The 12,001-nt window shown below is 35.5% G+C and carries 12 protein-coding genes; 9 read left to right on the top strand and 3 right to left on the bottom strand.

Going from position 1 to position 12,001, the window contains the following annotated elements; all coding sequences use genetic code 11:
- Positions 1-60: 60 nt before the first annotated feature.
- Entirely contained in the window at positions 61-414 is a 354-nt protein-coding gene (locus AAEO59_RS08870; protein ID WP_341700380.1) for a hypothetical protein, read from the top strand.
- A 99-nt stretch (positions 415-513) separates the two neighbouring features.
- Here the strand turns inward: AAEO59_RS08870 and AAEO59_RS08865 are convergent, their stop codons facing one another.
- The 3 genes from AAEO59_RS08865 to AAEO59_RS08855 all read right to left on the bottom strand — a co-directional run bounded on the left by AAEO59_RS08865 (position 514) and on the right by AAEO59_RS08855 (position 5,440).
- The gene (locus AAEO59_RS08865; RefSeq protein ID WP_341700379.1) at positions 514-1,203 is read right to left on the bottom strand and encodes a zinc metallopeptidase; all 690 of its coding nucleotides are present in this window, start codon (positions 1,201-1,203) and stop codon (positions 514-516) included.
- 239 nt (positions 1,204-1,442) lie between these two features.
- Positions 1,443-4,775 carry a leucine--tRNA ligase gene (locus tag AAEO59_RS08860; RefSeq protein ID WP_341700378.1) on the bottom strand — a complete coding sequence of 1,111 codons (3,333 nt, stop codon included), beginning with the start codon at positions 4,773-4,775 and terminating at the stop codon, positions 1,443-1,445.
- A 47-nt stretch (positions 4,776-4,822) separates the two neighbouring features.
- Positions 4,823-5,440: an outer membrane beta-barrel protein gene (locus AAEO59_RS08855; RefSeq protein WP_341700377.1), complete on the bottom strand. Its 618-nt coding sequence runs from the start codon at positions 5,438-5,440 to the stop codon at positions 4,823-4,825.
- Between the two features lie 178 nt (positions 5,441-5,618).
- Between AAEO59_RS08855 and AAEO59_RS08850 the strand changes: the two genes are divergently transcribed.
- The 8 genes from AAEO59_RS08850 to AAEO59_RS08815 all read left to right on the top strand — a co-directional run bounded on the left by AAEO59_RS08850 (position 5,619) and on the right by AAEO59_RS08815 (position 11,816).
- Positions 5,619-7,004, top strand: a complete 1,386-nt coding sequence (locus AAEO59_RS08850) for an alginate export family protein (protein ID WP_341700376.1) — start codon at positions 5,619-5,621, stop codon at positions 7,002-7,004.
- Positions 7,005-7,036: 32 nt separating this feature from the next.
- Positions 7,037-7,774 carry a sulfite exporter TauE/SafE family protein gene (locus tag AAEO59_RS08845; RefSeq protein WP_341700375.1) on the top strand — a complete coding sequence of 246 codons (738 nt, stop codon included), beginning with the start codon at positions 7,037-7,039 and terminating at the stop codon, positions 7,772-7,774.
- Between the two features lie 122 nt (positions 7,775-7,896).
- Positions 7,897-8,775, top strand: coding sequence for a cell division protein FtsX (locus AAEO59_RS08840; RefSeq protein WP_341700374.1), 879 nt, complete (start codon positions 7,897-7,899; stop codon positions 8,773-8,775).
- Between the two features lie 62 nt (positions 8,776-8,837).
- A complete protein-coding gene (locus tag AAEO59_RS08835; RefSeq protein WP_341700373.1) occupies positions 8,838-9,068 on the top strand; it encodes a DUF3098 domain-containing protein in 231 nt (76 codons plus the stop codon).
- Positions 9,069-9,165: 97 nt separating this feature from the next.
- Positions 9,166-9,951: an undecaprenyl-diphosphate phosphatase gene (locus tag AAEO59_RS08830; RefSeq protein ID WP_341700372.1), complete on the top strand. Its 786-nt coding sequence runs from the start codon at positions 9,166-9,168 to the stop codon at positions 9,949-9,951.
- Positions 9,951-10,640: a tRNA pseudouridine(55) synthase TruB gene (gene truB, locus AAEO59_RS08825; RefSeq protein WP_341700371.1), complete on the top strand. Its 690-nt coding sequence runs from the start codon at positions 9,951-9,953 to the stop codon at positions 10,638-10,640. The genes AAEO59_RS08830 and truB overlap by 1 nt, the downstream gene beginning before the upstream one ends.
- A gap of 211 nt (positions 10,641-10,851) precedes the next feature.
- On the top strand, positions 10,852-11,511 hold the full coding sequence (locus tag AAEO59_RS08820; protein WP_341700370.1) for an ankyrin repeat domain-containing protein: 660 nt from the start codon (positions 10,852-10,854) through the stop codon (positions 11,509-11,511).
- Positions 11,508-11,816, top strand: coding sequence for a hypothetical protein (locus AAEO59_RS08815; RefSeq protein ID WP_341700369.1), 309 nt, complete (start codon positions 11,508-11,510; stop codon positions 11,814-11,816). Before AAEO59_RS08820 ends, AAEO59_RS08815 begins: the two co-directional genes overlap by 4 nt.
- Positions 11,817-12,001 lie beyond the last annotated feature (185 nt).

Here is a 12,001-nt window from a genome sequence, read left to right as displayed (position 1 = left end):
AATTAAACCCAAATCCTTTTTTGAGGTCTTAAAAACAAAACCAACTTTAATATTATATTTATGAACAAATTCAAAATTATTGCATTGATGATTCCTTTAGCAGCTGTACTTAGCAATTGTAGTTCGGCCAAAAAAAACAAAGACTATGTTGATGTAAAAAAAATTACTTACACTAACGATGTAAAACCAATCATCGAAAATAGTTGTACACCGTGCCATATGCCACCTCAAGGCCGAAAAGAACCTTTTGAAAACTACGCTCAAGTAAAAGAACATATTGCCTCAATTATTGCCCGCGTTAAATTACCTAAAGAAGATCGTAAATTCATGCCTCCAATGAATAAAAAACCAGCTTTAACAGATGAGCAGGTTGCACTTTTAGTTCAATGGCAACAACAAAATATGCCTGAATAAAAGCAATATTCAATAAAAAAATTCCAAATCCCAAGCAACGTATTGTTATTGGAATTTGGAATTTTATCCCGATAACTATCGGGATTGGAATTTTATTTTTTAGTTCCTTCTGTTTCCGCCCAAATAAATAGACAAATAATACAACAAGGTAGCAATAGAACCTAGAGCCGCTACCACATACGTTCTGGCAGCCCATTTCAAAGAATCTTCCGCTCCCGAATATTCGGCAGGATTCAGCATATTTTTATTTTTTAACCAAGCCAAAGCACGATTACTAGCATCATATTCTACCGGTAAAGTAATAATCGAAAACAAAGTAGTTGCCGCAAACAATATTATCCCAATTAGCAACAATCCTGGAAATGTTTTCAGCATCATAATTCCTGCTAATAAAATCCATTGCATGTAGGAAGAGGCCACATTTACAAAAGGAACTAATTTAGAACGCATCGTCAGCCATTCATAACCCACAGCATGTTGTACCGCATGACCACATTCGTGTGCTGCAACTGCAGCCGCAGCAGCATTTCTTTGATTATATACAGACTCACTCAAATTCACCGTTTTATCCACCGGATTATAATGATCCGTTAATTGTCCCGGAGTCGAAATCACACGAACATCATAAATGCCGTTATCATGAAGCATTTTAGTAGCAATTTCGGCACCACTCATATTATTTTGCAAATGCAACTGCGAATAATGCTCAAACTTGCTCTTTAACCTCGAACTTACCAACCAGCTGAACAACATAATTGCTCCCGCCAGAATTAAATAACCACTTCCCATATCTGTTTATATTTTTAGTTTCAAATTTTAAATAGAATCCGCAAATTCTAAACCAAATTACAAAAATGCCAATTTGACAGCTGTTAAAAAAAATCCAAATTTTAAATCCCAAATTCCAGCTAAGAAAACACAATAACAATAGGAAACAGCAAAAGCAAAAATTCCAAATTCCAATTAACATGCTGTCATTGGAATTTGGAATTTTTATCCCGATAGCTATCGGGATGGAATTTATTTGGTTATCCAACCAAATTGATGATTTTCCCCGGAACGATAATTACTTTATTTGGCGTTCTGCCGTCTAATTGTTTTTGAGTTCTTTCGTCTTTCATTACGATTTCCTCAATTTGTTCCTTGGTTAAATCCAAAGGCAATTTGATAGTAAAACGCATTTTTCCGTTAAACGAAACCGGATATTCTTTCTCTGATTCTACTAAATGTTTTGGTTCGAAAACTGGGAAAACTACCGTTGCAATCGAACCTTCATTACCCAACAAACTCCATAATTCTTCTGCAATATGCGGTGCATAAGGCGAAATCACAATAGCCAACGGTTCTAAAATAGCACGGGAATGACAGTTTTGAGTTGACAATTCGTTGACACAAATCATAAACTGAGAAACCGAAGTATTGAAAGAGAATCCTTCAATATCTTCTGCTACTTTCTTTATGGTTTTGTGTAATGATTTTAAGTTGTCTTTTGTTGGCTCGTCGTTATTTACAATCAAACCATTATCATCAAAATACAAACGCCATAATTTTTTCAGGAAGCCAAAAACTCCCGAAATACCAGCCGTATTCCAAGGTTTTGCCTGTTCCAATGGCCCTAAGAACATTTCGTATAAACGCAAGGTATCGGCACCATATTCCGCACAAATAGCATCCGGAGTAACTACATTGTATTTAGATTTCGACATTTTTTCAACCTCACGACCAACGATGTATTTTCCGTTTTCGTCTAAAATGAATTCTGCATTCGCATAATCTTCTCTCCAGGCTTTAAATTTTTCAATATCCAATTCATCTGAAGCATTTACAATTGAAACATCAGCATGAATTGGCTGTACTTTATGATCTCCAATTTTATTCTTAGAAACAAAACTATTCGTTCCTTCGATTCTGTAAACAAAAGCACTCGTTCCCAAAATCATTCCCTGATTGATCAGTTTTTTGAACGGCTCTTCTGTTGGCGCAAAACCTTTGTCTTTTAAGAATTTGTTCCAAAAACGGGAATACAATAAGTGCCCGGTTGCGTGCTCGCTTCCGCCAATGTATAAATCCACAGATTCCCAATATTTCAAAGCTTCCTGACTTGCAAATTCGTTTTCATTCCCCGCATCCATATAACGCATCCAATACCAGGAACTTCCTGCCCAACCCGGCATGGTATTTAATTCCAATGGAAAAACAGTCACATTATCTATCAACTCACAACCGACAACCGACAACTTTTCAGAATCCCAAGCCCAAACAGCCGCATTTCCTAATGGAGGCAAACCGTCTTCTGTTGGTAAATATTTCTCTACTTCCGGTAAAATGATTGGCAAATGCTGTGCTTCAATCATTTTTGGAAGACCATTTACATAATACACAGGGAATGGCTCTCCCCAATAACGCTGGCGGGAGAAAACCGCATCACGCAAACGGTAATTGATTTTCCCGTAACCCTGATTGATTTTTTCTAATTCGGCAATTACTTTTTGAGTTCCGTCTTTGTAACCCATGCCGTTTAAGAAATCGGAATTCACTAATTGGAATCCTTCCTTCCCGCCAAAAGCAGCTTCCGAAACATCTTTGTCAACAATATTTTTAATCTCAGGCATTCCGTTTTGTCCTTTGAAGAAATTAGCAAAAGCATAATCTCTTTCATCGCCGCAAGGAACCGCCATTACAGCACCTGTTCCGTAACCCGCCAACACATAATCACCAATCCAAACCGGAATAGCTTCTTTGGTAAACGGATGTTCGGCATAAGCACCTGTAAATACTCCCGAAATGGTTTTTACATCAGCCATACGTTCACGTTCCGAACGTTTTGAAGTTTTTTCAATATAAGCTTCAACAGCCGCTTTTTGCTCTGGAGTTGTAATTTGAGCTACCAATTCATGTTCCGGCGCCAAAGTCATGAATGTTACTCCGAAAATAGTATCAGGACGGGTTGTGAATACGTCAATATACCTCACCCCCAGCCCCTCTCCAGCGGAGAGGGGAGCTTGTGTATCGCTGGTGTTATAAGAATTTCGCAAACTCAATTCTTCTTTTATCTTCGATAAAACTGATTTTATGTCACTTAAAACTTCTTCATTGGTAAAACGAATTACTTTATAAAGATGTTTTTGCTCTAACTCTAAAGTACGTTCTCCATCTAATTCAATTTGTTCTTTTGTATCGTGATATCCTCCGTCAACTTCAATAATTAACTTTTTCTCCAAACAAACAAAATCAACTATGAAATTGCCAATATAATGTTGTCTTCGAATTTTATAACCTAAGTTTGAATTTCGAACTTCCTGCCAAAGTACATTTTCCGCTTCTGTTGGATTCTTTCGATTTTCTCTTGCATTAGCTACTAATTGATTTGCAATCGAAACATTGGCTGTCATGTATCCCTTTTCAACAGCCTGACTCCCCTCTCCGCTGGAGAGGGGCTGGGGGTGAGGTTTCACCGCAAAAGAAACCATCGCACCAACCGATTTTCCAATCCAGTTTCTTTGTGATTCTTTAATCGATTCGCTCCAGTCAATTGTATCCAAACCTTGCAGTAAACGTTCTGCATAAGCAGAAATTCGCATGCTCCATTGGGTCATTTTTTTACGAACAACCGGAAAACCACCACGCTCCGAAACTCCGTTTACAATTTCGTCATTTGCCAAAACCGTTCCCAATCCCGGACACCAGTTGACTTCTGTTTCTGCCAAGTACGTTAATCTATATTGTAAAAGGATTTTCTCCTGCTCGTCTTTTGCGAAAGCATTCCATTCAGCAGCCGAAAATGCAGCAATATTATCGTCACAAACTGCATTTACATTAGCATTTCCTTCTTTTTCGAAAAGAGCAATCAAGGTCGAAATATCCTCAGCTTTGTCAGTCGTTTTATTATACCAGGAATTAAATAACTGGATAAAAATCCACTGGGTATGTTTGTAATAATCTGGATTAGAAGTACGTACTTCACGATCCCAATCGAATGAAAATCCTATTTTGTCCAATTGCTTTCTGTAACCTGCAATTTGATTTCCTTCTTTATCAACACCTCCGTCAATGTTTACGCGGGTTGTATCTTCAGGACGCTGCCCTGTTTGAATCGCATATTGCTCAGCCGGCAATCCAAAACTGTCGTAACCCATTGGGTGCAATACATTAAAACCCTGATGTCTCTTGAAACGGGAATACACATCCGATGCAATATAACCCAGCGGATGCCCTACGTGCAAGCCCGCTCCCGATGGATAAGGAAACATATCTAAAACGTAATGTTTTGGTTTTTCGGAAGTATTAGAGGCTGCAAAAGTTTTATTGTCAGCCCAGTATTTTTGCCATTTGGCTTCAATTTCGTTCGGATTGTATTTCATGTATTGTAAATAATCTTTTTATTTTTTTTAAAAAAAGGATTAATAAATTAGTTTGAATGATTAAATAAAGGCTCTATGTTAAATAAAATATTTGCGTAACACCCCAAGTTTTTTGGTTTACTGTCATCCATATTAATTGTCTTAGTTAAACTGAAATCACCTACTAATTCAAAACTAAAATTTTTCAAAAAAGTAGTACCAAACCCAAACAAACCACCAAAATTAACTTTTTTATAAAACCCGTTTAAATTTTCATCTGTATCAGATTTAGCTTCTAAAACATTTGTCATTCTAAGTCCACCTAATAAATAAAACCCTTTATTATAATCTCGTTTAACATCATACTTTAAAAAAGAATGTAGTTGGAGAGTTTTCAATTTAGCTGAATCAAATAAACCCCTCATATCGGTTGGAGGATTGTAGTAATAATAATCATACTCGGTTGTAGTATTATAAATCAAATGTGTTTTAACCCCCAAACGATCCTTAATTCTATAATCAGCAAATCCACCAATATTAAAAAGACTAATACCTGAGGCAGCAATTATAGGCCCTTTAATTTCAAGGTCGTAAGAATTTGCACCTACAACTACTCCATACTTCAAATCTTGTGAAAAAATAGAAACAGAAAACAAAAACAGAAAACCAATTAATATTTTTCTCATTTAAAATTATTTAGAGTTTTAGAAACTTTAAAAACAAGTCGCAAATTTACGTTTATTGCACATTGCACCAAAGTTATTTATGGAAAAGAAGAAATAAATCAATAAGCAATTGAATCCTAAGTAAGAATACTTATTTTTGCAGTCTGTTTTAAAGGACATTTTCCACAAATATTTTTTTATGAAAAAAACTGCTCTGCTCTGCTTTCTAACTACATTAAGCTTTTTCTTTTTCGAAAAAACAGCAGCACAAGACAATTCGTCCTTAGCCAACTTACTGTTACAAAAAAAACTCATTACTCAAAGAGAAGCCGATTCGATAATGGCTCTTCCGATTGTAAATCAAAAAGTCAATTCTGAAAACAAAAACTTTTCCATTGGATTAGAATTCAGACCCCGAGCAGAATATCGTGACGGTTACAGACAATTGAGAACTGCCGATACCAAAGCCGCTTATTTTGTCACTCAAAGGAGCCGATTGTATTTTAATTACAGCCAACCGAAATTCAAATTTCACACTTCTGTCCAGGATCTTCGCGTTTGGGGACAATACGGACAAACTTCTACCACAGGTTCTTTTAATGTTTTTGAAGCTTATGCAGAAACGGGACTTTCTGATCATTTTTCGCTTCGAATAGGTCGTCAAAAAGTAGAATTGGATAACGGAAGACTTTTCTCGGCAGCCAACTGGAGTCAGGCAGCAAGAGCACATGACGGAATCAACCTGATTTATGAAAACAGTAAGATTCATTCGGAATTCATTACAGCTTTCAATCAAACAGCTGAACGTATTTTTGAAACTGATTTTTCGCCAACCACATTTACGAACTATAAGTTGTTAAATGTGCATTATTTAAAAGCAAAACTGAACGATCATTTTAGCTTAACAACTATCAATGCTGCGGATAGCTATCAAAGTAAAACAAATACGAACACCCTTTACACTCGTGCCACTTCGGGAGGAAGATTTGATTTTGAAAAAGGAAATTTATACGTAACATTGAGTGGTTACTATCAATACGGACAATTACAGGCCGGAAATAGAATTTCGGCTTATTATTTCCAGCCAGAAATCCAGTTGAAAACAAAAAAACTAACCAGCCGTTTAGGAGCTGAATTCATGAGTGGGGACAATGCCGATAAACCAAGTGAAATCTCGAAATCATTTGTTCCACTTTACGGAGTAGCATGGCGTTTTATGGGAAACATGGATTATTTTACAACATTCCCTTCCGATTTAAAAAACGGAGGATTAATCAATCCGTACCTGCATCTTATTTATGATCTGAACCCAAAACTTAGTTTGCGCTCCGACTTTCATTTGTTTTACCTGCAAAATAACGTAAAAAACAATCTGAACAACAGCATTCATCCTTATTTAGGATTTGAAAACGACTTATCATTACACTACAAATACAACAATTTCACTATGATTGATTTTGGTTTCTCCTATATGGCAGCCGAAAAAAGCATGGAAACACTTAAAACAGGAAACAGCAACATCATTCCGGTTTGGAGCTACTTGATGGTCACTTTTAAACCGGAACTATTCAATTTTAAGAAATAATAGACCTTTACAAAATCAGCAAAAAATTTCTTATGGAATTCAATTCTATTCTTTTATTACTTGCCCTGGCCATTGTTGCCTTTGTATATTCTTCAGTAGGTCATGGAGGTGCCAGTGGCTATATGGCTGTTATGGCTATAACAGGCGTTAGTCCCATCTTGATGAAACAATCTGCCTTGGTAATGAATTTAGCCGTTTCCTTATTCTCATTTATAGGTTTTTATCGAGCTGGTTTTTTTAAATTAAAACTGTTTTTGCCTTTTGTAATTGCAAGTATTCCAATGGCTTTTTGGGGAGGCACAATGAGTTTACCAGATGCTATTTATAAAAAAATATTAGGACTTTGTTTATTCATTTCAATAATCCGATTAGTATATCAATTTGAGGAAAAAAACGAACCCAACAAAGAAATCCCATTATGGGCAGGGCTTTTTTCGGGCGGAAGTATCGGACTCCTTTCGGGACTTTTAGGAATTGGCGGTGGCATCATCCTAAGCCCTTTAATGCTATTAATGCGATGGTCAAAACTTAAGGAAACCGCTGCTGTTTCGGCTTTATTTATTTTTGTCAACTCCCTTTCAGGACTGTATGGACAAATTCAAAAAGGAGGTTTTAATCTTGGTTCTGATTTACAAATTGCGGTTGTCGCCACTATCATTGGTGGTTTATTGGGATCCTATTTTGGAAGCCAAAAATTCAACTCCAAAACACTAAAATACCTTTTGGCTGCCGGACTAACAATTGCCGGTTTAAAATTACTTTTAACCTAAAATTGCCACCACTTTTTTTCAAAAAACACCTCTGTAAACTATAAGAAAATAAAAACTTTGAACGTTATTAACTTCATATAAAGAAATTCTTTATTATTTTTACCCCATAATAAAAATAAACTATGAGTTCTTCATTTGATAAGTTTCAAAAACGCAGGTTAATTTCCTCTTATTTTTCGGTAGTTTTAAGTATCTTCCTGGTATTGTTTTTACTAGGAACATTAGGACTTTTTATTATCAATTCTAAAAAATTAGCTGACGACTTTAAAGAAAAAATCGCCATGACGGTTTTCTTTAAAAACGAAGCCAATGATACGATTCTGAAAAGTTTTGGTGCTGAATTAAAAAGAGCACCGTTTGCAAAACAAATTGTTTATGTAAGTAAAGATGATGCTGCTAAATTACACACAGATATTATTGGCGAAGATTTCCTGACTTTCTTAGGCGAAAATCCTTTGCAAAACTCTTACGATATCCATATCAAAGCTGATTATGTTGAAAAAGACAGTGTGGCTAAAATTGAACGTCAATTGCGCGCTAAAAACGCAATGATTTCAGATATTGTTTACGATAAACAGTTAGTAAATCTAGTAAACGACAACATCAAAAAAGTAAGTATGTGGATTTTAATCATCAGTTGCTTCCTTACTTTTATCGCGGTTTTATTAATCAACAGTTCGCTACGCTTATCTATATATTCGAACCGTTTTATTATCAAAACCATGCAAATGGTTGGCGCAACCAAATCTTTTATCAGAAAACCATTTGTAATGCGTAGTGTAAGACTTGGAATGTTAGGAGCTGCTTTAGCCATCTTGGCATTAATCGGACTCTTATCTTATGTACAAACTAATTTTCCTGATTTAGGAATTCTTGAGGATAAAGGACTTATTTTACTTGTGTTCATTGCCGTTTTTGGTTTTGGAGTTTTAATCACCTGGTTAAGTACGCATTTTGCCACACAACGTTTCTTAAACTTAAGAACTGACGATCTTTATTAATTTTAGAATTAGAAAATAACTTAAAAAATAAGGAATGAGAATACTTCGTTCCTCTCAATAAAATGGAAAATAACAAACAAGAATTCTTATTTGATAAAGTAAATTACAAATTCCTTTTTATCGGAATTGGAGTAATTGCCCTTGGTTTTATTCTAATGTCAGGTGGTGGAAGCGATGATCCGAAAGTGTACAGCGATGCTATTTTTGACTTTAGAAGAATCCGATTAGCACCAACAACTGTTTTAATTGGTTTTGGAATCACCATTTATTCAATTTTCAAAAAAACAAAATAAACAGTTAGAAGTTTTAGTTAGAAAAAGCTTCGACTCCCGAAATTTCGGAACAAGCTGACAAACTGAATACTGAACGCTGAATACTGAATACTACACAATGAACACCATCCAATCAATTGTTCTTGCTATTATTGAAGGAATTACCGAATTCCTGCCTGTTTCATCAACAGGACACATGATTATTGCCTCTTCTTTTTACGGAATAGCTCATGATGATTTTACGAAGCTTTTCACAATCGTCATTCAGTTAGGTGCTATCCTTTCGGTTTTGGTTTTGTATTTCAAGCGTTTTTTCCAGTCTTTTGATTTCTATTTCAAATTATTGGTAGCTTTTATTCCGGCAGTCGTTTTTGGTTTGCTTTTCAGCAAAAAAATCGATACTTTATTAGAAAACCCGGTTACTGTTGCCATTTCGTTATTAATAGGCGGAATCATCCTGCTCAAAGTAGATGATTGGTTTAATAATTCAGATGACACCGAAATCACCTACTCCAGAGCTTTAAAAATTGGCTTCTTCCAATGTTTCGCCATGATTCCGGGAGTTTCCCGTAGTGGTGCGTCCATCGTTGGGGGAATGTCTCAAAAACTTTCCAGAACTGCCGCCGCCGAATTTTCATTTTTCCTTGCTGTGCCAACAATGTTTGGTGCTACCGCTAAAAAATGTTATGATTTTTACAAAGACGGTTATGTGTTAACTCACGACCAAATCAACCTTTTGGTTATCGGAAATATTGTAGCTTTCATCGTGGCTATGTTAGCCATTAAATCTTTCATTGGTTATTTAAGTAAAAAAGGCTTCAAAGTTTTTGGTTACTACCGTATCGCAGCCGGACTTATTTTGTTGATTATTCATTATTTCATTCACCCATTGACGGTTATCTAATGACAAAGGAAGAATATTTAGAAGGACAGGTTTTATTGATGGACAAACCTTTGCAGTGGAGTTCGTTTCAAGCGGTGAACAAATTAAAATACCTGCTGATTAACAAAGTAGGATTGCCTAAAAAATTCAAAATTGGTCATGCCGGAACTTTAGATCCTTTGGCAACCGGACTGCTATTAATTTGCACTGGGAAATTCACCAAAAAAATAGCCGAACTTCAAGGGCAAGCAAAAGAATACACAGGAACTTTCTACATTGGCGCTACCACACCTTCTTATGATTTAGAAACTGAAATTGATGCGACTTTCCCAACAGAACACATCGACGAAGCTTTAATTCACGAAACGGTAAAGCAATTTTTAGGCGAAATTGACCAAAAGCCACCTATTTTTTCTGCTATCAAAAAAGATGGAAAACGCTTGTACGAACACGCCCGCGCCGGTGAAGAAGTGGAAATTGCCAGCCGAAAAACCACCATTCACGAATTTGAAATCACCCGAATTGCATTGCCTGAAATCGATTTTAGAGTATTATGCAGCAAAGGAACGTACATTCGTTCCCTTGCCTATGATTTTGGAAAAGCCCTAGATTCTGGTTCACACCTTACTGCGTTACGTCGTACTAAAATTGGCGATTACGATGTGAAAAATGCGATTGACATTACGCTGTTTGAAGAAAGCTTAGGATAACAAGAAAAATAAATACTGTTTTGACAAAAAATACACAAAGCTATGATTAGGTTCGTAGCTTTTTTATTTTAGAAAAATACTACAAAAACCGATCGTTACTTGTTGTTTTTTATTAGATTTGTTTTGAAAACACCAATCTTTGCGAACACAGGTAAATACCTGCGCTAGCGATTGTGGTAAATCTGTTCGGTCGGAAATTAATATTAATGTAATGAATAAAAAACATATTAATCTAATATTAATAATTTTAGTAGTTATTATAGCTTATCTATACACTTCTAAAATTCAAAAAGACAAATGGGCAAAAGAAGTTCCTGAAATTAAATACTCTGAAGCCAGTGAAAAGGATGTTTGGGGCGAAATTTTACGAGGGAAAAATCCAGCCTTATTCTACGGGACACCTTTGTATGATTTGGCTGAGACCCTATCTGGAGCTATCTGGTTTAGAAACAAGGAAAAAATTTCTCGACTCATTGATGCTTTACCGAAAGAATACATCAACTTTCAAGACGAGAAATTTGGGATGACCATAGGACAATTTGCCCTAAGAACTAATAATATGTTTGCCATACGCAAACTTGTAAACAAAGGCTTAAACCCAAACCTGATGGACAAAAATGGTAATGCCATTATTATTGATCTTAATTCGCCAGTTTACAATAGTTTACCAGAAAGTTTAGAAACTTTAAAATACATAATTAAGAAGGGAGCTGACGTAAATTTGTATTCCTCAAAAGCACAATCGAGTACCCCTTTAATTGAGGCTGCTAAATGGCCTAAATTTGATAATGTAAAAATATTGGTTGAAGCTGGTGCTAATCCACATTTTACTCGAGTTATAGACTGGGGGGGGCGATTGGCACTTCTTTGAATTCTCCTTTAGAACAAGCGTTAGTTTATAGACGCATAAAAACTGTTAATTATTTAATATTCGACCAAAAGGTTGATTTTAGAAAACTTAAATATCCTAAAAAATCAAAATTTCATCCAGGAGATTATGAAATTTTATATAGACTTAGAGAGTTAACTTTTGATTTGAATACTAAAGATTATAAGGAAAAGATGAAATTGGTAGTTTATTTAAAAACTCAGGGGTTTGATTATTGGAAAACTCCAATACCAGATAACGTTAAAAATAGTTCTTTGGCAACTCCAGAATATTTGAGTAAATATTAATACTATTCACGAAATGTAATTAGACGAAGTTAATCCCGATGGCTCGGACTTGTAGATATTCGTTAGCGCATTCTATGATAAAAAACAAGTAAAATTTTAAAAATTAACAGGCAAATTTATAGGTGTTTATGTATGGAGTTTGTCTGTTAATTACAGAAAATACACGACCAATAATTTTGCATTTT

This window comes from Flavobacterium flavipallidum (genome assembly GCF_038289905.1).
Lineage (GTDB): Bacteria > Bacteroidota > Bacteroidia > Flavobacteriales > Flavobacteriaceae > Flavobacterium > Flavobacterium flavipallidum.
This window is presented reverse-complemented; position numbering and strand designations above follow the sequence as displayed.

Bases quoted from the DNA above. Each gene is read 5' to 3' on its own strand.
- AAEO59_RS08870 (WP_341700380.1), top strand. From the start codon at position 61: ATGAACAAATTCAAAATTATTGCATTGATGATTCCTTTAGCAGCTGTA.
- AAEO59_RS08865 (WP_341700379.1), bottom strand. From the start codon at position 1,203: ATGGGAAGTGGTTATTTAATTCTGGCGGGAGCAATTATGTTGTTCAGC.
- AAEO59_RS08860 (WP_341700378.1), bottom strand. From the start codon at position 4,775: ATGAAATACAATCCGAACGAAATTGAAGCCAAATGGCAAAAATACTGG.
- AAEO59_RS08855 (WP_341700377.1), bottom strand. From the start codon at position 5,440: ATGAGAAAAATATTAATTGGTTTTCTGTTTTTGTTTTCTGTTTCTATT.
- AAEO59_RS08850 (WP_341700376.1), top strand. From the start codon at position 5,619: ATGAAAAAAACTGCTCTGCTCTGCTTTCTAACTACATTAAGCTTTTTC.
- AAEO59_RS08845 (WP_341700375.1), top strand. From the start codon at position 7,037: ATGGAATTCAATTCTATTCTTTTATTACTTGCCCTGGCCATTGTTGCC.
- AAEO59_RS08840 (WP_341700374.1), top strand. From the start codon at position 7,897: ATGAGTTCTTCATTTGATAAGTTTCAAAAACGCAGGTTAATTTCCTCT.
- AAEO59_RS08835 (WP_341700373.1), top strand. From the start codon at position 8,838: ATGGAAAATAACAAACAAGAATTCTTATTTGATAAAGTAAATTACAAA.
- AAEO59_RS08830 (WP_341700372.1), top strand. From the start codon at position 9,166: ATGAACACCATCCAATCAATTGTTCTTGCTATTATTGAAGGAATTACC.
- truB (WP_341700371.1), top strand. From the start codon at position 9,951: ATGACAAAGGAAGAATATTTAGAAGGACAGGTTTTATTGATGGACAAA.
- AAEO59_RS08820 (WP_341700370.1), top strand. From the start codon at position 10,852: ATGAATAAAAAACATATTAATCTAATATTAATAATTTTAGTAGTTATT.